Here is a 24,637-nt window from a genome sequence, read left to right as displayed (position 1 = left end):
ACAAAAAGAGATAAATATTATGATGTACAAAATGAAAGTACGAAAAAAATTATTTAGAATCAATATAAAGTTATACCAAACTTGTGCAATACATTTATTAAAGCTGACTTTTTAGCTATAACCAAATTAAATTTTGTGGTGTTTTTCTATATGGTTAGTAGGAATTGTGAGGTCGGTTCGTAGTTAGCGGTTCACGAATGATGGTTGTTGATTGGATTAATTGAGGGATTTAGTGTTATCGGAGCAATAAACGGCTGAAAGCAACTGAGATACAAAAGCCTTGTGAAATATGCTCGAAGAATTTTTTGTGCCGAAGGTACACATCACATTTTGCAAGGTAAATAAAGGAATGGTTTAATTGTCTGAACCTGAATTTATAGAATTAAGGAATTAATGGAATTTTAGTTACTAAAAGACTTACGAAGTTTGAAAGCTTCGTAAGTCTGAATATCAATTGGATAAGTTTTCCTTATAAGCTCTATTGTGGAGTAATTACCTTTAGTTAACAATGAGCATCAACTATGAACTATGATCCATGAACCATACGCCACAACCTACCTATAAGTACACAAATAAGAACTCTGTACCTCTGTTTTTACTTTAAATGAGGTGTTGGCCTCAATTTCAAATGTTTGTCCGCCTGTAAATGTTTGCCATTTGTCCTGGCCTGGTAGCTGGGCTTCAAGGCTGCCTTCAATTACTGTCATGGTTTCATGGCTTGATGTGCCAAATTCGTATTCGCCGGGTTCAATAACACCAATGGTTGAGCGCCCCTGAGGGGTAGTATACGCCAATGATTTCACGGCACCTTCAAAATATTCGTTTACGTTGATCATGTTTAAAAATTTCGGCCTAATATGGTTAAATAAAATGATTTGTATTATAATTGGGGCTTAACTATTGAAAGCCGCCACATTGGCGAATGTTAAAATATGTGAAAAAAGTAATTTCGGTTGTGATTATTACTTCTTAAACATCGTTATTTGCATAAAATTTATATATGAGGAAAATCCAACTATTAATGCTGTTCGTTTTATCAGCTATAATATTCCAGGGCTGTAAAAAGGATGTTGTTACTTCTGCTTCTACTACTTCCGATCAAATACTTGCTGCTACTATAAACGGTACATCGTGGATTCCGGATGATGTTACCGCTACGATAACTTATGATACCGACGCTAAAACAAAATCATTTAATGTTGTTGGTACTGCCGACCTGAAAAGGGTAAAATGGACTATTACATTAAGTGATGCCACTGCTACCAATGTTAACACTTTTCCACTCGCCACTTATAAGGTTGATGCTACCAACAGGGTACAGATGGCTTATTTTACTTCGGCAGGTGGGGTGGAATATGACCAGGTTGGTGTTGTTGAATCGGGATCTGGATCTATTATAATTACCGCTATTGATCCAACCAAAAACTTGATAACAGGTACATATAGCATGACCACTAAGAAAGTGAATTATAATCAGGATGGTTCTATTGAATCTATTGAAACGTCTCAGATTGCAAGTGGAACGTTCACTAATTTACCTTATACATTTGGTCAAAGCGCTCAATAAGATATCAAATAATAAAATAAAAAGCCCTGAAGTATTTATGCTTCAGGGCTTTTTATTTTGATCTCCTTATTGATAATGATTGGGGTTTGTTGGGGTTGAGGGATTAGGTGTTGGACTTGGTGTAGTCGGGCTCGACGGATTAGGTGTAGGGCTTGGTGTTGGCGCCGGCGTTGGCATATTAGGTGTGCTTGGCTGAGGCACCGGGTTTGGTGTATTAGGTGTTGGTGATGGGTTTGGCGTAGGCGTTGGTGTAGGAGCAGGTGTCGGTGTTGGCACCGGCATCGGCACACGGTTTGGATCCGTAGGTGTTGGTGTAGGTGCAGGATTTGGCGCCGGATCTGTTGGTTTTGGGGTTGGATCCGGTGTTTTTGGTTTCTTTTTATTTTTACCTGGTACGGTATCGGTTGCCATGCTGTACTTCGCTATTGAAACGCCGTTATTTTGAGACCTGTGGCCGTTGGCTAATGCAAATGAGCCGGCTAATGACAGGGCGATAGCTGCTGCTGCAATTCTTAGATTTTTCATATTTTTTTTCTTTTTATTTATGAAAAGTTAACTAATAATATAACACAGTAAAAGGGGAAGGGTTTTAAAAAGTTGAAATCAATGCGACCGTCGTGGCCGGTATCGTTGATTCGCCGTTTGTTATATTATTGCGAAATTCGTAAATGATTAATGTATTGCCAGTTTAAACCGCAAGCATTTATATTTGCAATACACCTGCAAACATTACCTATGACCGAACTTGAAAAAATGATAGCCGGCGAACTTTATAACGCCGGCGATGTTGAGCTTGTAGCCGCTCGTTCAAAAGCGCGACAACTATTTACACAATATAATGCTGCCAGTTATGACGACAAGGAAACTAAAACTGCCATGCTAAAACAATTGCTTGGAAATTTTAAAGGTAATATAGATATCCAGTCGCCATTTTACTGCGATTATGGTTTTAATATCACGGCCGGCGATAACCTGTTCCTGAATTTCAATTGTATCATACTGGACTGTGCCCGTGTTACCTTTGGTGATAATGTTTTCCTTGCGCCTAATGTACAGCTTTATACAGCGTATCACCCTCTAATAGCTGCTGAACGAATTAAAGGACCGGAATATGCTGCGCCCATTACCATTGGCGATAATGTGTGGCTGGGCGGTGGCGTAATTGTATGCCCGGGTGTTACTATCGGCGACAATACTACCATAGGTGCCGGAAGTGTAGTAACCAAAGATATCCCCGCAAATGTAGTAGCCGTCGGAAACCCTTGCCGGGTAATCAGGTCGCTTTGATTTGGTTAGGATTAGCCAAAAGCATAAGGTTGATCCATTCCCTGGATCTGGATTTTGTATTGTGCAGGGAGAAGAGCATCCCTTAAAAACTTTCCTGGTTTAAGGTTTTTTGTAACCTTATATATTTTTAATACGGGCCAAAGCCAGGCGGTTTTGCCCAACGGTAGTTGTTGGCTAACTTGTGTTGGTACGGTTAGTAATTGCGCCTGTTTTAGGATCTGATAACGAATAAAACCAAGATGCTTTTTGTATTGATGATACAAATCAATAGTAAAAGCGCTATTGATGAGGTCGGTTTCAAGATGTTCCCCGCGCATTTGCAGGTATTGCTGATAATCGGCAGGCAAACCTGTTAAACGCATCCGTTCACCAACCTGATTAAATACGTTAAACACTTCAGTCTTTTCGGCTACACTTAAGGGATTTTCCAACAATTCATATGAGCGGATGGATAGGTCTATGAGTAAGAATAATACATCGCGATAGGCCCAGTCCGGTATTTGTGAGCCACGAGATGTTTCCACACGTTTATGAATTGCAGTTATTTTATCGATAGCCTTTAAAGCTGCTTCGCGTTCCGAAAATAGGATTTGCCTGGAATATGCCACGGTGCTGAACAGACGACCCAAAGGGTCTGCCGGGAGCTTGCCTGTAAAATAAAGCCAGTCGACAGCTTTATTTAAAGCAAACTCGGCTGCAGCGCCTGCAAAAATAAAAAGGATGGTATCTGCCTTGCCCCAAATCCTGCGCACTATCGAATGTTCATCCACAAAAAGTTCCATACTATATAATGTTAGCTTTTGATACTATGTTTTGGGCTTGATTGTAAAATAGTTCGGCTATTATTACCATAAATATGCCTGCGGTATAACAAAGTATATCTCCCCATGAAAATGATCGTCCAAGTAGTATGGCAGCCAATTTTGAGTTTTGTAAACCAAGGTGCTTAAGTAAGTTAAAGTACTGGGAAATTTCAACTATGTAAGAAAAGAACAACGCACCGATTGCCGCTTTAATCCAGGACATATCGATCACGCTTTTTACAAAGCAATAAATAAGGATAACCACTAAAAGATCGCCACCAAAAGGGCGGATAATATCATCATGTATATATACACCGATAAACACTTCGATTATGAAAAGAAGTAGAGTTAAAATGGCGTATGTTTTGTTTAATTTCATTTAATAAAAGTACTTTGTATTTCAAAGTTAATAAATGTTTTTATATCCGCAATAGGCGAACATAACTTTATCACATTGGGAGTGAGGAAGTTTTTATTTGTGTTGCTAACTTTTATGGGTGTTTGAAAATTGAATGCTAATTTTTATAGTTTTTTTAGATTGCAACTGGTATACTTGTATTTTAATTTAAGCAGAGATATGGTAAATGCAGTTTTTGAGTTTGAATTTAATAATCAGGTTATTGAGTTTGATATAAGCGATAAAGATTTGATGATAAATGCCACAGAGATGGGTAAAATATTCGGAAAAAATCCGGCCGAGTTTTTAAAGTTGAAGCAAACCAAAGATTTTATAGAAGAACTGAAAAATTTGCCCTTACCTTTTAATGAAGCAAACGAAGAGCGTAGCTATGCCGATAGTCAGGCCGATCTGGAATCGATGATATTTGTAAACAAGATAGATGGTTTGTGGATGTGCGAGATCCTGGCCTTGAAATTTGCCGGCTGGCTAAATCCTAAATTTGAGGTTTGGGTTTACAGTACCATACGGGAATTTTTACCCAATTTGCGGGATAATAATGAAGCCTACAAGCAAATTGTAAAGTTTGAAGATCAACTGGAAAAGCTGGTAAAAAAACTGCAGGGCAATGCAGATTTCCAATCATATATGCTTTTGCAGGAAAAACTGAAAAAGCTGCCTTACAGGATCAAGCGAAATAATCAGGCTACTTTAAGGCAGTATAGGCAGTTAAAGGCAATCTAATAATTTTTTGCAGAGAAGGCATGTCGCCTTCTCCGCTTTACTTTCCTCTTTCGACAATATTGCCAAACCCTGTTTTGCCAACTTAATGTCATTAAATCGCTGTTGATTTAGTATTAAATAATTGTAATCCTATTTTTTTTACTTTCGCTTTTTATTAGCTCCCGGCGCAAACCAGGTTTGATCATCTCCTGCCGATCAGTCCCTGGGGGAAACTAAAAGCAACGTGTTTTTCATGGAAAGTAAATTAAGGTTGGCCGAATATAAAGTGCTTTTATACAGGCTGTTTTTGGGGTATTTGTTTTATTTTATTGCGAGGGTGCTATTCTTTGCATTTAATACACACCTGTTTGCTGTTGATAGCTCCTGGGCATTGCTTAGGTTATGTTATTACGGTATGGCCTTTGATACTACCGCGCTGCTTTACATCAATAGCCTGTTTATTTTGCTTAGCGTTTTGCCGCTAACAATTAATACCCAGCCGAAGTTTCAAAAGGGGATGGCGATCCTGTACTTTGTTACCAATTTGCTCGCGTACGCAACCAACTTTGTTGATATTATTTACTACCGCTTTAGCCAGGTGCGTTCAACCAAAGCTACACTTGATGTACTTGCCGACGAGAATAACAAGAAACTATTGTTCACTCATTTTTCTGAAGCCTATTGGTATGTAGTATTCATATTTATATTATGCGCTGTTTGCTGGATCTGGCTGTATGGACGTGTAAAATTGAAACCTGCAAAGGTGACTGATAAGAAAGTATATTTCTCATCATCTGTAGTTTCTTTTCTGCTGATCCTTGCATTGGTTATTGGTGGGATTCGTGGCGATTTTGCACATAGCACCAGGCCGATTAATATGGTTGATGCCTATAAACATATCACGGTACCTAACCAGGGCGATATCGTGTTAAATACACCATTCGCTATTTTCCGCACACTGGGTACCAACAATTATAAGCTTCAGCATTGGGCAGATGAAGCCTACATTAACACAAACATAAAGCCCATAAAGCAGTATAGTACAAAACCTGTTAATAAACCCAATGTGGTGATCATTATATTGGAAAGTATGGCCCGCGAATATTGGGGCAGCATGAACCGCGATGTTAATATACCGGGCTTTAAATCATATACACCGTTTTTAGATTCATTATCCAATAGCAGCCTGATATTTACCAACGCTTATGCAACGGGCAGGCAATCTATTCATGCGGTGTCGTCGGTAATAGCGGGTATTCCTTCGTTTCAGAATGCGTTTACATCATCACCTTACGCCAAGCAAAAAATCCAGTCGGTGGTATCCATTTGTGATAGTATGGGGTATGAAACCTCTTTCTTCCATGGTGCCGCTAACGGTTCGATGGGTTTTCAGGGTTTTGGCAGTATTTTAGGATACCAGCATTATTACGGCCGTACCGAGTATAATGATGACAAAGACTTTGACGGTATCTGGGGTATTTGGGACGAGCACTTTTTGCCGTTTATGGGCCGCACGCTTAGCACGCAACAGCAGCCCTTTATGGCCACACTTTTCACCCTGTCGTCGCATGATCCTTACCAGTTGCCCGAAAAGTATAAAGCAAGGTTTAAAGGAGGGCCGCTGGCTATCGACAAATGTGTTCAGTATACGGATAATGCTTTGCGAATCTTTTTTAACTATGCCAAAATACAGCCATGGTTCAATAATACCATTTTTGTGATCACTGCTGATCATACCAGTCAGACATATTATCCCGAATACAGTAAGCAGGTTAACCGCTTTGCCGTGCCTATCCTTTTTTATAGTGCCAATAACGCCTATAACTTAAAAGGTGTACGTACCGATCTGGCTTCGCAAATGGATATTTACCCAACAGTTGTTGACCTCATAGGTTATAACAAACCCTTCAGGTCATGGGGTAGGAGCCTTGTAAGTAATTTGCCCGATGAACAGCCCAAAGTGATCAATTCAACGGGTAATATTTACCAGTTTATGCAGGGGAATTATACTTACTTGTTCGACGGTAAAAACTTCACCGGCATTTTTGATGTGAGCGATAAAGGGTTGGAAAAAAACCTGATGACCGCACAACCTAACGCCGAAATGCAAAAAGGTATGCAGGACTGCAAAGCCCTGATCCAGGATTATGCAGACAGGATTGTGAACGGGAAGTTGGTGGCGAAATAGTAATTAATAGGTATATTCTTCGATTTACCTGCATATTCCACACCAGCCCAACTTTTCAACAATGCCCTAAAACACCTGGCAATGCATTAACTTTACCCGATTAACAGAAGGAGTAACCGCTTGGCTAAAGATACTACCAAAGAAACCCCCTTAATGCAGCAATATAATGCTATCAAAGTAAAGTACCCTGGTGCTTTGCTGCTGTTTAGGGTGGGCGATTTTTATGAAACATTTGGCGAAGACGCCGTAAAGGCTGCCGGCATTTTGGGCATAGTACTAACCCGCCGGGCAAACGGCGCCGCTACACATATTGAGCTTGCCGGTTTTCCGCACCATTCACTGGATACGTATCTACCTAAACTGGTAAGGGCAGGACAGCGTGTGGCCATCTGCGATCAGCTGGAAGATCCTAAAACTACCAAAACCATTGTTAAGCGTGGCGTAACCGAGTTGGTTACACCCGGTGTAGCTACTAACGATAATATCCTGCAGCAAAAGAGCAATAACTACCTGGCCTCGCTGCATTTTGAAAAAAACAGCATCGGCATTGCCCTCATAGATATTTCGACCGGCGAGTTCATGACCGCGCAGGGTAACAGCGATTATATTGACAAGCTGCTGCAAAGCTTTTCGCCAAGTGAGGTAATCTATCCTAAAAGTCGTACCCGCGATTTTAAGGATACCTATGGCGACCGCTTTTATACTTATGCCCTTGATGAATGGCCGTACAGCGGCGATTACGCTAATGAAACGTTGCTTAAGCATTTCGGCGTTAAATCGCTAAAGGGTTTTGGTATCGATAAACTGAATTTAGGCATTATTGCTGCCGGTGTTGCCATACATTATCTTAATGAAACCGAACACCGTAATCTTGGGCACATTTCTGCAATCAGCAGGATAGAGGAAGACAGGTACCTTTGGCTCGACAGGTTCAGCATCCGTAACCTGGAATTAGTAGGTTCGGCCAATGAAAATGCCATGACCCTGGTTGATGTGCTTGATCATACCTGTTCACCAATGGGAGCGCGTTTGCTGCGCCGCTGGATTGTGATGCCATTAAAGCAGATCAAAGCCATTAATGATCGTTTGGGCGTGGTTGAATACCTGATTGCAAACGAAGATTTAAGGGAAGAGTTATTGCAATACCTGCGCCAGATAGGTGATCTGGAAAGGCTTATTTCAAAAATAGGTTTGCAAAAAGCCAATCCGCGTGAGGTTTGCCAATTGAAGAAAGCCTTAACAGCCATATCGTACATCAAGCGCATAGCCGAATCATCGGAAAGTGCACCGTTGCGTGCCATAGGTGAGCAGTTAAATCCATGCACGCTGATCTGTGAGAAGATAGAGCGCGAATTGAATCCCGAGCCGCCGGTAATGCTGGTAAAAGGTTCGGTGATGAACGAGGGGATTAATGAAGAGCTTGACCGGTTGCGCAAGATCGCTTTTGGGGGCAAAGGCTACCTGCTGGAGATTCAGAAACGCGAAGCCGAGTTAACCGGAATTCCATCACTTAAAGTATCGTTTAACAACGTATTTGGCTACTACCTGGAGGTTACACATAGTCACCGCGATAAGGTACCCACCGAATGGATCCGTAAGCAAACCCTGGTTAACGCCGAGCGTTATATAACTCCCGAGCTTAAAGAATACGAAGAGCAGATTTTAGGCGCCGAAGAAAAGATCCTGGCACTTGAAACGCAATTGTATAACGATTTGCTGTATTCGCTTGCCGAATATATCAAACCTATCCAGCTTAATGCCCAGCTTATAGCCCGTTTGGATGTATTGCTCAACTTCGCCACCATTTCCATTAAAAACTACTACGTAAAACCGGAGATAAACGAAAGTAAAGTACTTGATATTGCCGGCGGCCGCCACCCGGTTATTGAGAAGAACCTGCCGATAGGCGAGGAATACATTACCAACAGCGTATACCTCGATTCGGAAACCCAGCAGATCATCATTATTACAGGTCCCAACATGGCAGGTAAATCGGCCCTGTTAAGGCAAACCGGTTTAATTGTACTGATGGCCCAGATGGGCTGTTTTGTACCTGCTAAGGCTGCAACAATTGGGTTGGTGGACAAGATCTTTACAAGGGTAGGCGCATCGGATAACCTTTCATCCGGCGAATCGACGTTCATGGTGGAGATGAACGAAACAGCCAGTATCCTCAATAACCTGAGCGACAGGAGCCTGATCCTGCTTGATGAGATTGGTCGTGGTACATCAACCTATGATGGTATCTCTATTGCCTGGTCAATTGCCGAGTATTTGCATAATCATCCGGCCGCGAGGGCTAAAACGCTTTTTGCTACGCATTATCATGAGTTGAACGAACTCAGTAATTCGTTTAACCGCATTAAAAACTTTAATGTGTCGGTAAAAGAGGTTGGTCAGCAGATCATCTTTTTGCGTAAACTGGTACCCGGCGGCAGCGAGCATAGCTTTGGTATTCACGTAGCTAAATTAGCCGGCATGCCATCAAAAGTACTTTCCCGTGCTAATGAAATCTTAAAGAAACTGGAAAACGAGCGCACCGGTGGCGAACATATCAAAGAAAGTATCCGCAAGGTGCAGAAACAAGCTGTACAAATGCAGATGTTTTCGATAGATGACCCTGTACTGGTAAAAATCCGCGATACCCTGAATAACCTCGATGTTAACACACTTACCCCGGTTGAAGCGCTGATGAAACTGGATGAGATACAGCGTGTGGTGAAGAGCTGATGGTTTGTGCAGATTTCAGATGTGCAAATGTGCAGACGAAAAAGCGTCATTGCGAGGCACGAAGCAATCCCGAACTATACAGAGAAACTTGCATGGCTGCTCTGCTTTTCGGGATTGCTTCGTGCCTCGCAATGACGAACAGGGGAAGAGAAGATTTGTTTCCAACATATGCACATCTGAAATCTACATATCTGCGCATCCACATCATGTTGATATGTTAAAAACATCTGTATCACAGCAATAAACTTTAAAGCTAATTTTACTTCATGAGCATATACCTGCGCCGTAGTTTTTATTTGTTTATATTTTTCCTTTCCCCATTTATATTAAGTTCATGTCACTCGCGTAAGGCCGCAATGCGCGGCCAGCCGGGTGAGGTGGTCAATCCTTCACCTGATGTCGCCTCAAAATATTCCGAAATTATGGGGGTAAGCAGGGGGGATATTCAAAATGGCCGCCTTTATGCCTTTATTGATCAGTGGATGGGTACGCCTTATAAGTTCGGCGGTCTTGATAAAGACGGAGTTGATTGTTCCGGGTTAACTTTTTTACTGGAGCAACAAGTTTATGGTATCACCATTCCCCGTATGACCAGCAAGCAGATCACCGTAATAAAACGCAAATACGAGGATGAGTTAAAGGAAGGCGACCTGGTATTTTTTGATTTCGACGGTAAGCAGTTCAGCCATGTAGGCGTATACCTTCAGAATGGCTATGTGGTACACGCCAGTTCACGCCGTGGGGTGATCATTGTAAAACTTCGCGATCCCTCGTTGTATAAATACTTCTCAAGGGCCGGTTCAATAGAAAATGTTACCACCAGCATGAACTAAATACTCCCGGAAATTATACCGCAATTTCAATAATTTTGCGCCATCATGGCCGATAAAAAAGACGATTACTCATTCTGGACTAAATACAAACGCTTTGCCGGTACCGAGATCATGCTTTACGTGATTATGGTGTTGGGCATTATCCTTGGCATTGTAATATTTAGTTACCTTTAATAAGGGTTACATTATCATGATCAGCATCGGCTATTGATTGATAAAAATCTACAAGTGCCTGGTAGGTATCTTTGCTATAGGTGCCATCAATAAGCTGCATTTTGCGGCTATAAATCAATTTATTCCCGTTTACCGTTGTGCTTGATTCAAATTTGCCGAACGATTTTTCAATGCTAACCTTTTTTGGCCTGGTATCAACTTTATAGCCCGCAGGCAGGGTATAGGTGATCTCATCCTCGTCGGTGTACCCTCTGTTAATGTAAACATCATTACGGCGGTTACGGACCTCACGCAGCGGGGTATTTAACCTATTGACAGGATTGGCCAGAAAAATGATCTTTCCGTCGGCTACAGACCCATAATCACTTGCCGAGATCTTCAGATTTTCGGTGGTATATGGTTGTGCGGTTTTAAACTGTTTCAGATCAGCGCTTTCAATTTCGAGGTTGTTTATCGGGTAAATCTTTTTGAGGTCCTTTACCTGCTCTTTTGCCGATTCATAAATTACATGGTCACGGTCTTCATAATTGGCTCCTTTAAAGTTAGTGGTGATTGAACCTTTAAGGCCGCCGTCGTCGGCAATAGTAAATGCGGCGGTGCGCTGCTCCATGTTAGCCTGGGCGGTATACTTTGGTGTATGTATCAGTTTGCCCCCTTCCGGCGTACAGGCAAATACGAGACGATCATCGGTAAAGTCGCCTAAAAAGCCAAAAGGCATGTTTTGATTGGTACACTCTAAAAATGTGGTATCGCTTTTAAAAGGCAGGCACAAAATAACATGGTTACCCTGATCCATACTGGCAAAGTCAGGAAACATACCCACCTTGGCGCTGCCCGCCTCAACCACACAGTAATATGAATCGATACCTACCGCCTTAAATAGCGCCTGGGTATAATTAACTAAAGCCTTGCAATCGCCATAATTTTGTTGATCAACATCTGATGCAGGAAAAGGCTGATAACCGCCAATACCAATAGAAATATTGATATAGTGCGTTTTGCTTTGCATGTACTCATATATTTTACGGGCCTTTTGCTTTGGATCGGCAATATCACCGGTAAGCTCTTTCATACGGCTTACGGTTTGTGGGGATAAAACCTGCCTGCCTGCGTTAAGCTTTTCGTATTGCCACATGCCCAGCTCTTTCCAGTTGGTAAAGGAGCCCGGGATGCCGCCATAGCTAAATTTCTCCGGAGCTATTTTAACGTAGCTTAGGTTTGCTATGCGAAGCGGGCTAAACGGTTCGTACTTTATAGCTTTTAAATTAGCTGCCAGCCATGTGTAAGTCTTGAGCCCGTCTTTATTGCTACCTATGACTACTTTGGAGGGGATATTTACTTCTTTATACCTGATCTTAAAATCGGGTTTGGAAATAAATGTATACGAACTTTTTTCAACAGCAACTCCGGTTGATGGATTAGGTTGCCAGTCCTGAAATTCCAGTGTTTGCTTGGATTTTACATCGTATTCATAGCTAACTGTGTAAGGATAATCGGTTACCAACGGGCGATAATGTTTGATTTTGACGTCGGTAAAAAGAGAAAAGCCGTCATGGCTGTTATCATCATCAAAATCGCTTTCACTGAATTTACTAACCGGCTTTCCGTACTGGTTATAAATTATCCCTTTAACATCTTTTATAATACGGCTTTTATTATGCCAGATGCCAATTTCAACATCCTCGTCTCCGTTTTTATTAAAAACAGTTATAGCCCTTTTTACGTGGAGCAACACATTGTCAAGGTCACGGACCTCTGTTGTTATTTCTTCATTGCGTACAACCGAACTGGCATAAGGCAAAAGGTCTTTCGAAATAAGTGATACATCATAGTTGTCCTGCGCTTTTACACAGGTTATTGCCGAAAGTAAAAACAACGTACTTAAAAATGCTTTCATTATTTTTTCTTGAAGATCATATCACCTTTTTCGGTAAGGATGATCTTATTAAACAACTCCTTCAAGTAAGGATATTCCGCCGGATCATAAACCGACTTATTAAACTGTGTAATGTTTGAAAATGTAAAGGTGTTATTGTCCTGGTTTTCAAACGTTGTGGCAAACATGCCTCCCTTATTTGGTAAAGAATAGGCTACAACCTGCGGCGGGGTTTCAACAGTGTACTGAGCCGGCAGGTGCATTATCAAAACCAGGCGTTTATCAGAAGCGTAAGCCCAGTCTACAGGGTAATCGCGCTCGGCAAGTTTGAACGGATTGGTAGTGCGCTTTTCCCAGAAATAAGGGTTAAATGCAAGCTTGTCGTGATTAGTGTTATCAAATGCGTCAATCTCCACTTCAAAAGTTTCTCTTAAAGGGCTTTCAAGACTGTCGAGATTGGTGATGTCTGATTTAAGTACTTTTAACTTAGGTTGTTTCTCGTCAAAGTCCTCAACATATTCATCAATGCTATTGAATTTTTTAATGGCTTTACGTTTCTCATAAGCATCGTAACCTTTATAATAATTCACGATGCTGCCTTTTAGCTTACCGTTTTCAAGCAGCGTAAGATCGAACATATGCGTTGTTGCGGCTTTTTGCTGTGTGCTTAATTCCATCCAGTACGATGGTTTAGTCATGCTGATAACCCGGCCTTTATCATTGATACATTTAAGTGGCAGTAAGCCGAATGAAAGTAACGGATCGGTAGCATCAAGCAGGTAGGTTTGTTCGCCAATAGTTAGCCTCGCTATAACATAGTTAAAGTCGGTTAGTACCGGATAAAGTGTATTCACCATGCCATGGTCGCGGGTTGAAAGTAATACGGCTTCGGCATTAAGACCGGCTGCGTTCAAGGCGGTAATCAGTGTAAGGTTGATATCAGCAATACTTCCGGAGTGAGTATCTAATGCCTTTTTCTCACCCTCGCTGCTATAAATGCCGATATAATCGTTCCATTTAATCTGGCTTTTTATCCATGCATATAAGGTTTTTGCTTTGTCAAGCTCATCGGTTTTACCCGCTATAACTGATGCTATTCTTTCTTTAAGCAGGCTTGTGCGTTTTACCTGCGAACCAAATTCATCGGCTATTTTTAGTTGACGGTCTACATCGCTCCACTCTTTGGTTACTACGGTTTTAACACTGGTATAAGGATTGGTAAACTCAACCAGCTCAAAATAAATGGCCGATAAAAAGTTTTTACGCGCGGTCATAAAGTCTTCATCAACAAAGGCAGGAATATCCTTCATATCATAAGTAATATGCGAGCAGTCTGCTTTTGAGCCGCCGGATGAAAAACATTCACGCTCCACTTCCGATGTGCTTTTGGTTAGCTTCAATACACCACGTATTGAGGCGTTAAAGTTCCAGAAGCCAGGGATATGTACTTCGTATTGTGAGTTTATTTTAGGGATATCATCCTGGAATGTCCACCCTCTGAAATGGTCCCAGTATGGTGAGATCAGTTCATATTTAAACTCAATAACACAACCCGGGCGTAGCGCAGGTAATGCAAATTTTACTGTGCTGCCGTATTTGTAATCTTTAACCGTATATACCTTTTTAGATTCAAATTCTGCCTTTTGGATGATACCGTTATCGTCTTTATAGTAAGTAAAACCGGTAACATTATTAACTTCCTCCGCCGAGTTATCGCCGTTATGTATCGGTATTTCGATGGTGCCGTGCTTAAGTCCTTCTTTAGTAAAAATTTTAATTTTGGCGTGATATGTATGGATGAGCCTGATGTGGTCCATATATTCATCTATTCGGGTATTGCCAAATTCATTTAAAAAAACAGCGTTGGCCTGCGGATCTTTATCATATTTGGCCATTTCAATTTCATCGTTGCTTACCCCGGTTTCAAAATCCTGTGCCGAAGCCCAATTTGATAAGCCGATAAAAATCAGAAGAATAAGAAAAAATCTGTTCATACAAATTGTGATAATTAGGGATAATGAAATTAAATAATAAATCGGTATATTAAATAAATTAAAAAATTTATTCTGCTGATTAATTTTAGGACATTTGCGACCTTTGCATCTCTGAACACTTACAAATGAAATTAAAACTAAAACGCCCCCTTGCTTTCTTCGATCTTGAAACAACTGGTACCAATATCGGTGCCGACCGCATAGTTGAAATATCGGTTATCAAGCTTAATCCTGATGGTAGCGAGGAGGTTAAAACATGGCGTGTTCACCCGGGCATCCCAATTCCGCTGGAGTCGTCGCTGGTACACGGTATTTACGACGAGCATATCCAAAACGAAAAGCAGTTTAAAGAACTTGGCCAGGAAATTGCCGATTTTATTGGCGATAGCGATTTGGCCGGATATAACTCCAATAAGTTTGATATTCCGATGATCATGGAGGAGTTTTTGCGTGCGGGAGTGAATTTTAACCTGGATGCGCGTCATTTTGTGGATGTGCAGAATATATTCCACCAGATGGAGCAGCGTACCTTGAAGGCTGCTTACCAATTTTACTGCAATAAGGTAATAGAAAATGCCCACTCGGCCGAAGCTGATACCCGTGCAACCATGGAGGTTTTGCTGGCGCAGATAGAACGTTATGAAAACGTAGAGTGGGAAGATAAAAAAGGAAATAAATTAGTCCCTGTTGTTGGCGATGTTGAGGCTTTACATGTATTTACAAACCTGAGTAAACCTGTTGATTTTGCCGGCAGAATGGTGTACAACGAGCAGGGCGAAGAGTTGATAAACTTTGGTAAGCACAAAGGCAAACGTGTAGAAGATGTATTAACTGCCGAACCAAGCTATTATTCATGGATGATGCAGGGCGATTTCCCGTTGTATACCAAACGTAAACTTGAGGAGATCCATGCCCGCTGGAACGCTAAGAAAACAGCCGAACGCCAGGCTAACAAAGCGGCACAGCCTAAACCGGCCGATCAACAGCCTGCAGCTCCAAAGCAAGAGTACCAGAAAAAAGAATATACCAAGCCCGATCATACCAAAAATCAACAATATCAAAACAAACCTTATAAAAAGAAAGATGAGCCTGCACAGCCCGTTAATGACGATATGCTGGCTCAATTAGCTTTGAAGTTTAAGAAAGGTTGATAGCGTCTGAATCAGAATTTTCAGAATTAAATATTGAAGCCCTTGCAGGAATTTATGCAGGGGCTTTTGTTGATAATATCCTGAAACCTTAGTCTCGTGAATTCGTTCCACTTTAGCCTTTAGCCTTTAGCCTTTAGCCTTTAGCCTTTAGCCTTTAGCCTTTAGCCTTTAGCCTTTAGCCATTCAAAAAATCAATATTCCGCTTCAATCCGCTAAATTTTGTGCGTTTAACAGCTGAGTTTTTGAATACCTTTTGAAAAATATCCTGGCTTATGTCTTGCCAGTCGGCAGTTTTCAGGTGCAGCAGATCGGGGTGGGGGCTGAAGGCCGGCTCGGTGTTCAAAACAGAGAAGCGGTTCCAGGGACAAACATCCTGGCAAACATCGCAGCCAAACATCCAGTTGTCCATTTTACCTTTAAACTCCTGCGGGATCTCGTTTTTAAGCTCGATGGTTAGATAGGAGATACAACGGCTGCCGTCAACCACGTAGGGGCCAACAATGGCATCTGTAGGGCAGGCATCAATGCAATTGGTGCAGGTACCACAATGATCGGCGGTAGGGGCTATATCGTATTCCAGTTCAAGATCGATGATCAGTTCGGCCAGGAAAAAGAATGATCCTGCCTTTTTGTTGAGCAGGTTGCTGTTTTTCCCAATCCATCCCATGCCAGCTTTCCGTGCCCAGGCTTTATCAAGCACCGGTGCCGAATCAACAAACGCGCGGCCACCTACTTCACCAATCTGCTCGTTGATGATCTGTAGTAATTGCCTTAGTTTGTCTTTAATTACGGTATGGTAATCAATGCCGTAAGCGTATTTGGAAATTTTAGGCGCCGAGGGATCGTCCTGGCGCTGATCGGTATAGTAGTTAATACCTAATGATATAACAGATTTTGCCCCATCAACCAGTAAACGCGGGTCGAGGCGTTTATCGAAATGGTTTTCCATGTAGGCCATTTCGCCATGCATATTCTTGTTGAGCCAGGCTTCGAGGCGTGGGGCCTCTTCTTCCAAAAACTCCGCTTTAGCAATGCCGCAAAACAAAAAACCAAGCTTTTGTGCCTCGTTTTTAATGAGTTGACTATATGTGGCCTTGTTTTGCTGCATTGCTGCAAAGATAGTACAAATTAAAATTGATGGCTGCATACGATATGTCGCAATATGTTGAGCGGTATTACGTACCTATAAAAGGGTATTAATACTCCGTTTGGCTATAAAATCACTATTGGTTCAGTTTTTGTAACTTATAAGCAATACGGATTTATGGCATGCTTGAGCATATAAGATATTTGCCTGCGCATGTGTTAGGGATACATGCAGTTGGCCACGTTAATGTAGATGATTACGAAAGAGCTTTACAGCCTTTGCTTGAGCAACAGGTAAGACAAACCGGGCGGTTAAACTTTTTACTGGTGTTGGAAACCAATATTAAGAATTTTACAGCAGGTGCCTGGTGTGGAAATGTCAGACTTGGCCTTAAGTATTTTACCCGTTGGAACAAGGTTGCCGTAGTAACTGACCAGGATGGCGTGCGCGAATTTAGCCACCTGTTTAAATATATTTTACCGGGCAAGTTTGCCGGCTACCGGCTGGAGGATTTAGACGAAGCGGTAAAATGGGTAACGGGAATTAAATAAACATATCGTTATGGAAACAATAGATAAAGCTGCAGCGATGAATAATGATAATTCGGACCTGCACAACGATGAGTTAGGTGAAAACACCGGCGATGATACCATAATAGCCGAAATTGTTCATTTAGCACCGGACGAAAAGGATATTAGCAAAATGCCGTCATCAAACAAGGGGCAGGGCCCGGCAGGGGAGGATTTGTAAACCCCGTCCCCCTAAAGGGGGAGGTTTTGATGCTATTATTTATTTCAATACTATCAAACGAAAATGCCCGCTCAACGAGCGGGCATTTTCGTTTGAAAATTTCTCCGAATACTCCCCTTTAGGGGCCGGGGGCTAAAAGCTATTCCTGATGCTGTTGCTCAGGGTTTTAGTGCTCCAGTAACCGCTGTCCAGGATACGGCGTACGGTCATCAGCGGATCAGTCTGGTCACGTTTATCAGCCAATTGGAAAGCCATTTTAAAGCCACGTTTACGTAATTCAGGCAAAGCGGCTTTGTTCCAGATACCGAACGGATACGCAAAATAATCCATTTTTTTACCGGTGATCTCTTCCAACGTTTTGGTTGGTTTTTCAATCTGGGTAACCCAATCATCAACCGGGCGATTAGTTATTTTACCGTTTTTACCAATGATTTTCAGGGTTGAGGTATGTGAATAACGGTCAACACGGTGATGGTCCCAGGTGTGGCTGGCAACAACGTTACCTTCGTCAGATAGTTGTTTTACCTGCTCTTTGGTCATGTAATGCGGACGGCCTAATGATACGGTCATCACAAAATAAACAGCTTTAAAACCATACTTTTTAAGGGTAGGGTTGGCGATAGTGAACTGGTCGAGATCAGTATCATCAAAAGTAAGCATGATAGGCTTTTTAGGCAGCGGCGCACCTTTGGTAAGGTAAGCATAAAGCTGATCGGGTAGTATAGTATGGTAACCACTATCGGCCAGCATTTTGATGTGTTCTTTAAAAGCCGCAACCTGTACTATGTAATCTTTGGCATTTTTTGAATCTGTAGGTTTCCAGTCGCGGATTTGGTGGTAACAAAGGATTGGTACCTGCTTACGAGCTAAAATCGCGGCAGCATCGCCTTGCGGAACAGCATTATTAGTAGTTGCCGGAGCCTCAGTAGCCGGGCTGGCAGTAGTTGATTTATCAGATGGCTTTGACTGGCATGAAACAGCGCCGAAAGCACAAAGCGCCAGCATGGCTAATGTTTGTTTTATCATATTATAGGTTGGTTTTATTCCTTAAATTAACGGCGGCTAAATTAATAATTATATAACATGCAAGCCCAGACATGTAAATAAAATTAATTATCAATTTAGAATTTAACCGTAAGATGGAAACTAAAATAAAAAGCCCCGCAAACTTTGCAGAGCTTTTTATAATTATACTAATTAGACTTATAATACGATGCGTTTACCTTCTTTTATTGAGCGTTTAGCAGCATCAAGGATCTGCATCACTATCATATTATATTTTAATGATGAACGGTCATCAGGGTTTCTGAGCGGGTTTTGCAAAGCGGCAGTAAAATATGCAACAGGTGCGTCGGCAGGCGAAACAAGCGGTGTTGCTTTATAGCCTCGCACTCGGTTATTAACTTTTAGTTCCACGCTATCCTTATCAAAAGCATGAATATAACCCTTAGCTCCAAAAATCTCCATATCCTTAATACCGAAAGGCCAGTTCCATGAGGCTTCTATTTGCCCGGTGGCATTGGCATATTCAACTAATATGGTGGCATCATCTTCAACCTTTGGATATATATTGGGTTTGTAATGCCTTGCAATAGCGGTTACAGCTATCGGACGCTGGCCTTTCATTAACCAGGTCATTAAATCGGCACCGTAACAGCCAAAATCGTTAAGTGCTCCTGCGCCATTCAGAACAGGATCGGTAAGCCAGCTCAGGAAATCTTCACTGCAACCAATTTCACGAGGACCCTGATGTCCGTCATGAACTACCATTCTGCGGATCATGCCTACGCTATCCAGCTTAACTGTATTATAAGCATCCTGGAACGATGGATACCAGGTAGTTTCATAGTTGGTTAATACCTTAACGTAATATTTAAGCGCCAGGAATTCCATGCGTTTAGCCTGTTCAAGGGTAGCTGCCAAAGGTTTTTCAACCATAACGGAAATACCCAAAGGTGCGCAGGTTTCCACAATATCAACATGTTTGCCAACCTCGTTGTAACCTAATACAATGGCAGGTTTGCGGGTAGTACACATTTTCTTCAGATCCTCAAAAAACAGGGAATCGGGAAGGTTATATGCTTTGCCAAATTTTTCCCAAAGCTTCTTGTTAGGTTCGGCAATACCTACAATATTCACGTTGCCTTTACGATACTCGCTTAATATCAGGTGAATATGATCGTGGTTTAAACCCATGATACCCACTTTTAAAGTAGGTATAGGTTTGTGAACTGCAGGTACGGTATCCTTTTTTGCTTTGTTAACAGAATCGGCAGGTAGGGTTACTGATGGGGCAGGAGCGGGTGCAGAAACCGGCGGCGGAGGTGTTGTTTGTGCGCCCGCTATGCCTATGCCGCTTAAAATAAGCGCGGTTGTAGTTAGCAGTAGTTTTAATTTGGTTTTCATGATTGGTGGCAATGTATGTAGGTTTATATCAAAATAACGATGGATTTCCCCCCAGCTTTATCTTGCCCAAATGTTTATAGGCGGCTTCGGTAACTTCTCGTCCGCGCGCTGTGCGCATGATAAAGCCCTCCTGTATCAGGAATGGTTCGTAGACCTCTTCAATGGTACCTTCATCTTCGCCAACAGCTGTGGCTACGGTTTTTAAACCAACAGGGCCACCTTTAAATTTATCAATGATAGTCAACAGGATCTTGTTGTCCATTTCATCAAGGCCGTGACTGTCTACGTTTAAGGCATTAAGCGCATATTCAGCAATCTCAGTATCAATTTTGCCGTTGCCTTTAATCTGGGCAAAATCACGTGTGCGGCGAAGTAAAGCGTTAGCAATACGTGGGGTACCCCGGCTGCGGCGGGCAATTTCATAGGCCCCTTCATCGGTAATAGGAGTTTTTAATATCGATGCTGAACGTAATACAATGGTGGTAAGCAGTTTTGCATCATAATATTCTAACCGGGAGTTGATCCCAAACCTGGCTCTCAATGGCGCGGTAAGTAAGCCCGAACGGGTAGTAGCCCCAACCAATGTAAAAGGATTAAGGGAGATCTGTACTGAGCGGGCATTGGGGCCGCTCTCCAGCATAATATCAATCTTGAAATCTTCCATGGCCGAGTACAAATATTCCTCAACCAGGGGACTTAAACGGTGAATTTCGTCAATAAAAAGGATGTCACCTGTTTCCAGGTTGGTAAGTAAGCCTGCCAAATCACCTGGTTTATCCAAAACTGGGCCAGAAGTGATTTTGATGCCAACGCCCATTTCGTTGGCTATAATATGGGATAGGGTGGTTTTGCCCAAACCCGGAGGGCCATGCAATAGTACATGGTCAAGCGCCTCGCCACGTTGGCGGGCAGCCTGCACAAAGATCTTTAAGTTGGCTAATATTTTATGCTGACCGGTAAAATCCTCAAATTGCTGAGGCCGCAATACTTTTTCGATATCACGTTCGGCATTGTTGAGGCGTTCACGGTTAGGATCAAGATGCTCATTCATTGCCAACGAAATTAGTAATTTTTTAGGCTAAAGGTGAAAGGTTAAAGGTAAAAGGTTTGTTTCTTTTATTGTTAGGTTAAAGGCGAAAGGTAAAAGGCGAAAGGTTTTCTTTATTTTTTTAGAATGTAAAAAGGCGAAATGCTTCTACCTTTCGCCTTTAACCTTTATCCTTTCGCCTCAAGAATCATCCTTCCGGATATTTCCTGAAAATGCTGTTGATCTTCATTTGGATAACACCTAAAAATGCTTCGCGGAAAATACTGGTTGACATTTTAGAGGTACCTGCAGTACGATCTGTAAATATGATGGGTACTTCAACAAGCTTAAAGCCATGTTTAACGGTGGTGTATTTCATCTCAATCTGGAAGGCGTAACCCACAAATTTGACCTTATTGAGCTGAACGGTTTCCAGGACTTTACGTTTGTAGCACATAAAGCCCGCGGTAGCATCCTGTACTTTCATACCGGTTATAAAACGTACATAAACGGATGCAAAGTAACTCATGAGTACCCTGCTCATTGGCCAGTTTACCACGTTTACACCGGTTACATAACGTGAGCCAATAGCGGCGTCGGCACCATCAATGCAGGCTTGCCTTAATTTCAGCAGATCATCCGGGTTATGCGAAAAATCGGCATCCATTTCAAAAATATAATCGTAATGGCGGGCAATGCACCATTTAAAACCGTGTATATAGGCGGTACCCAGTCCTTGTTTACCCGCACGTTCCTCAATAAAAAGGCGTCCGTCATATTCGGGCTGTAAACTTTTTACAATCTGGGGCGTACCGTCGGGCGATCCGTCGTCAATGATCAGAATATGGAAATCATGAGGCAGAGAAAATACTTTGCGGATCATCCGCTCGATATTTTCCTTCTCATTATAGGTAGGTATGATTACAACGCTATCGGGCACTGAACAGTATTTTGAAAATTAGGTAATATTTAGGGTGCGAAATTAATCAATTTAAAGGGCATCAAAACAAAAAAAAAGGAAAGCTTGCGCTATCCTTTTCTTGTTTTAATATTTTAAAGATTATTCGTGTCGGCAATAACCTGGTTTTCCTCGTACGGATCTGTAATGTAGTTTCTTTCTTTAAGGCGCGGAGAAACAAACAGGAATATGATGATGAACACACAAATAAAGGTCACAAAAAACCATTCATAATTAGCGCCTTTCAGGTTTTTAGCCCACCAGCCACCGTCTTCAATGAGTCCGTTAACAAGTGCGGTGATCAGGTTTCCGAATGAAACAACAAGGAACCAAATGCCCGACATGGTACTTTTCATTGATTTTGGAGAATGTGTGTATGCGTATTCCAGGCCGGTAATTGATACCAATACTTCTGCAGCCGATAGTATTAAAAAGGCCAATACCTGCCACCACATTGAAGGTGTGCCACCATTATCAATACTAACATGGGTAAAACCGATAACTACAAATGATAATGCTGTTAAAACCAAACCGGCACCAAGCCTGCGTAAAGGTGTTGTTTTTAATCCGATTTTATCTAAATTAGGATAAATCAGATAGTTAAAAAGTGGTATGAATAGCAGAAGGAAAATGGTATTAAACGTAGACATTGAACCCGGTTCTATCTGGAATGAAGTAAAACCGAGATTAATGTTACGATCCATTTTTGCAGCATAAAGCGTCCATTCTGAAAGGCACTGGTCCCAAACAGCCCAAAACGCCAATGCAAAAAAGAATACGGCAATTACGCGGTATACCGCTTTAACTCCTTCAACACGTTCCGGATCATAACTTTCTTTAGCAATATCAAGGAATGATTGGCCAGGTTTCCTTTTACTCAAATTGGTAAGTGCATACCATGTAATAAACACCAGGTTGTTTCGGTTTACGCCCTGCGGAGGCACTTTTACATATTTTTTGCGGCCCATGAAAAATATAACAGTCGCCAAACCCATTAATATGCCGGGAATACCGAAAGCCCATTTAGGGCCATAATATTTGTAAATAGTAGGGATAGCAACAGTAGATAGCATAGAGCCCGCGTTTATGCTAAAGTAAAACCAGCCGTAAACCTTTGATAGCAAATCTTGATTGCTGGCATCAAACTGGTCGCCTACGTTGGCCGAAACGCACGATTTGATACCACCGGCACCGATAGCTACAACAAGCATACCTATCTCGAAACCACTAAGACTTGTATCAAACATGGCCAGCAAAAGATGGCCAAGGCAATACACCATGGAAATATAAAGGATCAGTTTATATTTACCGGTAAACCAGTCGGCCACCATACCGCCTACAAATGGCAAAGCGTAGGCCACCATCACAAATAAGTGATTCAATTTATTGGCATGGGCATCAGCCTGTTGAGCTAATGCTTGAGCCCCGGTAGGGTTAAAGAATTGTTTTACCAAAAATAAGGTGAGTATGGAACGCATGCCATAAAAGCTAAAACGTTCTGCGGCTTCGTTGCCAATAATGTAAGGGACGCTCTTGGGGAATCGAGATTTTAGGGGAGCAGTTTTTTCTTGCATCAGTTAACTTAAAAATTTGCTAAAGGTAATATAAATCTTCCAAACCAAAATTTAATACCGAAAGTGGGATACTTTATGTAACAAAATGGTTAATTTTTGATTATTGCTGTTATTTAATTTCTTAATGACGTGTTGGCACGAGTGCGCGATCTTTCGCCGCCTGTTTTTTAGGATCAACATATTCCGTATCGGTAGCTGAAGATTCTCCGCTGGAAATATTACGCATGTCGAGGTCTTCTACATAAGTCCAGCGCCCTTCTTTCAGTTTATAGCCATCGTAACTCAGATCCGGGCCAAACGTTTCGGGTTTATCTTTGCTCCTGCCATCGGGGGCCGAAAGGTGGTCGAACACAATCAGATTTTGTTCGGGGAGATACCGCAATAGCATAGATACCTGCCTGGCGTATTCAAATACCACCCTGTCGCGGGTTTTGCCGTTACCATTAAATACTGGCATGCCAAATTCAGGTACACCGTTATTAAAGGAGATTACATCGATCACTTTTTTGGTGGATTTTACAGTGTTACCTTTCCAACCTAATAATACGTAGTAAGGTTTAGGACCATACACCGGCATTATTTTATAATATTGGGCGCCATACCATTTGTGGCTATCGGTTACGGAATCTTCCGGATTTTTTTGAAGCGGTGAATAATCTTCAAGCGGGAACATTTTAAGCGCGCCGCCGGTATTTATTTGTACTGTACCGTAAAAGCGGTAGCTGCCATCAAGGTTGATGACATGCCAACTCAGGATACGAAAACGGTTATCGGGCGAGTTAACAATACTTATACTTTTAAGCGAATCAAAGGGGAACAGAAAAGAGTTATTGATTTTTAAGGCCTGTACCAATGTTTTGATAAACTGATAATTGGCATTTTTACGCTCCATATCATTTTCATCGTTCACAATTTTTTTGCCGAGTTTGGCCAGACTATCCTGGTACTCGTTGAGCTTTTTTAGCCGGGTACCCTCATCATAATACTGTGCAAAGCTTTGCAGACAAAGTAATATTGAAAATGCAGTCAGAAGCGCTTTTTTTGTCACTGTTTTAATTAATTAGGTGAGCTTATTTATATCAATGCCGGGTATAACACAAGCTTTATGAAAG

Annotated in this window: 23 protein-coding genes; 10 read left to right on the top strand and 13 right to left on the bottom strand. The window is 41.8% G+C overall.

Going from position 1 to position 24,637, the window contains the following annotated elements; genetic code table 11:
• Positions 1–554: 554 nt before the first annotated feature.
• Positions 555–836, bottom strand: a complete 282-nt coding sequence (locus tag DEO27_RS13800) for a pyrimidine/purine nucleoside phosphorylase (RefSeq protein WP_112574337.1) — start codon at positions 834–836, stop codon at positions 555–557.
• A 164-nt stretch (positions 837–1,000) separates the two neighbouring features.
• On the opposite strand from DEO27_RS13800, the gene DEO27_RS13795 reads away from it, so the two are divergent.
• Positions 1,001–1,567 carry a DUF6252 family protein gene (locus tag DEO27_RS13795; RefSeq protein ID WP_146750091.1) on the top strand — a complete coding sequence of 189 codons (567 nt, stop codon included), beginning with the start codon at positions 1,001–1,003 and terminating at the stop codon, positions 1,565–1,567.
• A 66-nt stretch (positions 1,568–1,633) separates the two neighbouring features.
• Here DEO27_RS13795 and DEO27_RS31430 read toward each other — a convergent pair whose 3' ends face one another.
• Positions 1,634–2,092 carry a hypothetical protein gene (locus tag DEO27_RS31430; protein WP_190295413.1) on the bottom strand — a complete coding sequence of 153 codons (459 nt, stop codon included), beginning with the start codon at positions 2,090–2,092 and terminating at the stop codon, positions 1,634–1,636.
• A gap of 210 nt (positions 2,093–2,302) precedes the next feature.
• On the opposite strand from DEO27_RS31430, the gene DEO27_RS13785 reads away from it, so the two are divergent.
• Positions 2,303–2,854 carry a sugar O-acetyltransferase gene (locus tag DEO27_RS13785; protein WP_112574404.1) on the top strand — a complete coding sequence of 184 codons (552 nt, stop codon included), beginning with the start codon at positions 2,303–2,305 and terminating at the stop codon, positions 2,852–2,854.
• Between the two features lie 11 nt (positions 2,855–2,865).
• Here the strand turns inward: DEO27_RS13785 and DEO27_RS13780 are convergent, their stop codons facing one another.
• Together DEO27_RS13780 and DEO27_RS13775 are read right to left on the bottom strand one after the other, a co-directional pair.
• The gene (locus DEO27_RS13780) at positions 2,866–3,636 is read right to left on the bottom strand and encodes an oxygenase MpaB family protein (protein ID WP_112574339.1); all 771 of its coding nucleotides are present in this window, start codon (positions 3,634–3,636) and stop codon (positions 2,866–2,868) included.
• Position 3,637: 1 nt separating this feature from the next.
• Positions 3,638–4,036, bottom strand: a complete 399-nt coding sequence (locus DEO27_RS13775) for a DUF2809 domain-containing protein (protein WP_112574340.1) — start codon at positions 4,034–4,036, stop codon at positions 3,638–3,640.
• A 198-nt stretch (positions 4,037–4,234) separates the two neighbouring features.
• On the opposite strand from DEO27_RS13775, the gene DEO27_RS13770 reads away from it, so the two are divergent.
• The 5 genes from DEO27_RS13770 (at position 4,235) to DEO27_RS31865 (ending at position 10,702) form a co-directional block, all read left to right on the top strand.
• Positions 4,235–4,798: a KilA-N domain-containing protein gene (locus tag DEO27_RS13770; RefSeq protein WP_112574341.1), complete on the top strand. Its 564-nt coding sequence runs from the start codon at positions 4,235–4,237 to the stop codon at positions 4,796–4,798.
• Positions 4,799–5,030: 232 nt separating this feature from the next.
• Positions 5,031–6,965 carry an LTA synthase family protein gene (locus DEO27_RS13765; protein ID WP_112574342.1) on the top strand — a complete coding sequence of 645 codons (1,935 nt, stop codon included), beginning with the start codon at positions 5,031–5,033 and terminating at the stop codon, positions 6,963–6,965.
• A gap of 153 nt (positions 6,966–7,118) precedes the next feature.
• Positions 7,119–9,695, top strand: coding sequence for a DNA mismatch repair protein MutS (gene mutS / locus DEO27_RS13760; protein WP_190295412.1), 2,577 nt, complete (start codon positions 7,119–7,121; stop codon positions 9,693–9,695).
• 266 nt (positions 9,696–9,961) lie between these two features.
• Complete coding sequence (locus DEO27_RS13755) at positions 9,962–10,528, top strand: C40 family peptidase (RefSeq protein ID WP_112574344.1); 567 nt, start codon at positions 9,962–9,964, stop codon at positions 10,526–10,528.
• 45 nt (positions 10,529–10,573) lie between these two features.
• Positions 10,574–10,702 carry a hypothetical protein gene (locus tag DEO27_RS31865; protein WP_262714169.1) on the top strand — a complete coding sequence of 43 codons (129 nt, stop codon included), beginning with the start codon at positions 10,574–10,576 and terminating at the stop codon, positions 10,700–10,702.
• Here DEO27_RS31865 and DEO27_RS13750 read toward each other — a convergent pair.
• Together DEO27_RS13750 and DEO27_RS13745 are read right to left on the bottom strand one after the other, a co-directional pair.
• On the bottom strand, positions 10,689–12,599 hold the full coding sequence (locus tag DEO27_RS13750; RefSeq protein ID WP_112574345.1) for a DUF3857 domain-containing protein: 1,911 nt from the start codon (positions 12,597–12,599) through the stop codon (positions 10,689–10,691). The two genes, DEO27_RS31865 and DEO27_RS13750, sit on opposite strands and share 14 nt — an antisense overlap.
• Complete coding sequence (locus DEO27_RS13745) at positions 12,599–14,572, bottom strand: DUF3857 domain-containing protein (protein ID WP_112574346.1); 1,974 nt, start codon at positions 14,570–14,572, stop codon at positions 12,599–12,601. The genes DEO27_RS13750 and DEO27_RS13745 overlap by 1 nt, the downstream gene beginning before the upstream one ends.
• 125 nt (positions 14,573–14,697) lie before the next feature.
• On the opposite strand from DEO27_RS13745, the gene DEO27_RS13740 reads away from it, so the two are divergent.
• The gene (locus DEO27_RS13740) at positions 14,698–15,723 is read left to right on the top strand and encodes a 3'-5' exonuclease (protein WP_112574347.1); all 1,026 of its coding nucleotides are present in this window, start codon (positions 14,698–14,700) and stop codon (positions 15,721–15,723) included.
• Between the two features lie 175 nt (positions 15,724–15,898).
• Here the strand turns inward: DEO27_RS13740 and queG are convergent, their stop codons facing one another.
• On the bottom strand, positions 15,899–16,831 hold the full coding sequence (gene queG / locus DEO27_RS13735) for a tRNA epoxyqueuosine(34) reductase QueG (RefSeq protein ID WP_112574348.1): 933 nt from the start codon (positions 16,829–16,831) through the stop codon (positions 15,899–15,901).
• A 161-nt stretch (positions 16,832–16,992) separates the two neighbouring features.
• On the opposite strand from queG, the gene DEO27_RS13730 reads away from it, so the two are divergent.
• Both DEO27_RS13730 and DEO27_RS13725 read left to right on the top strand, forming a co-directional pair.
• Positions 16,993–17,361 (top strand): STAS/SEC14 domain-containing protein, encoded by a 369-nt coding sequence (locus DEO27_RS13730; RefSeq protein WP_112574349.1) that lies wholly within the window; start codon positions 16,993–16,995, stop codon positions 17,359–17,361.
• A 10-nt stretch (positions 17,362–17,371) separates the two neighbouring features.
• Complete coding sequence (locus DEO27_RS13725; protein ID WP_112574350.1) at positions 17,372–17,560, top strand: hypothetical protein; 189 nt, start codon at positions 17,372–17,374, stop codon at positions 17,558–17,560.
• Between the two features lie 132 nt (positions 17,561–17,692).
• On the opposite strand, the gene DEO27_RS13720 is transcribed toward DEO27_RS13725, so the two are convergent.
• From DEO27_RS13720 to DEO27_RS13695, 6 genes are all read right to left on the bottom strand, one after another.
• Positions 17,693–18,586 (bottom strand): polysaccharide deacetylase family protein, encoded by an 894-nt coding sequence (locus DEO27_RS13720; RefSeq protein WP_112574351.1) that lies wholly within the window; start codon positions 18,584–18,586, stop codon positions 17,693–17,695.
• Positions 18,587–18,763: 177 nt separating this feature from the next.
• A complete protein-coding gene (locus DEO27_RS13715) occupies positions 18,764–19,966 on the bottom strand; it encodes a Gfo/Idh/MocA family protein (RefSeq protein ID WP_112574352.1) in 1,203 nt (400 codons plus the stop codon).
• Between the two features lie 28 nt (positions 19,967–19,994).
• Complete coding sequence (gene ruvB / locus DEO27_RS13710) at positions 19,995–21,017, bottom strand: Holliday junction branch migration DNA helicase RuvB (protein WP_112574353.1); 1,023 nt, start codon at positions 21,015–21,017, stop codon at positions 19,995–19,997.
• A 184-nt stretch (positions 21,018–21,201) separates the two neighbouring features.
• Positions 21,202–21,933, bottom strand: a complete 732-nt coding sequence (locus tag DEO27_RS13705) for a polyprenol monophosphomannose synthase (RefSeq protein WP_112574354.1) — start codon at positions 21,931–21,933, stop codon at positions 21,202–21,204.
• A 113-nt stretch (positions 21,934–22,046) separates the two neighbouring features.
• Positions 22,047–23,429: an MFS transporter gene (locus DEO27_RS13700; protein WP_223818245.1), complete on the bottom strand. Its 1,383-nt coding sequence runs from the start codon at positions 23,427–23,429 to the stop codon at positions 22,047–22,049.
• A 217-nt stretch (positions 23,430–23,646) separates the two neighbouring features.
• Complete coding sequence (locus DEO27_RS13695) at positions 23,647–24,573, bottom strand: hypothetical protein (protein WP_112574356.1); 927 nt, start codon at positions 24,571–24,573, stop codon at positions 23,647–23,649.
• Positions 24,574–24,637 lie beyond the last annotated feature (64 nt).

The sequence above is a fragment of the Mucilaginibacter rubeus genome, from assembly GCF_003286415.2.
Lineage (GTDB): Bacteria > Bacteroidota > Bacteroidia > Sphingobacteriales > Sphingobacteriaceae > Mucilaginibacter > Mucilaginibacter rubeus_A.
This window is presented reverse-complemented; position numbering and strand designations above follow the sequence as displayed.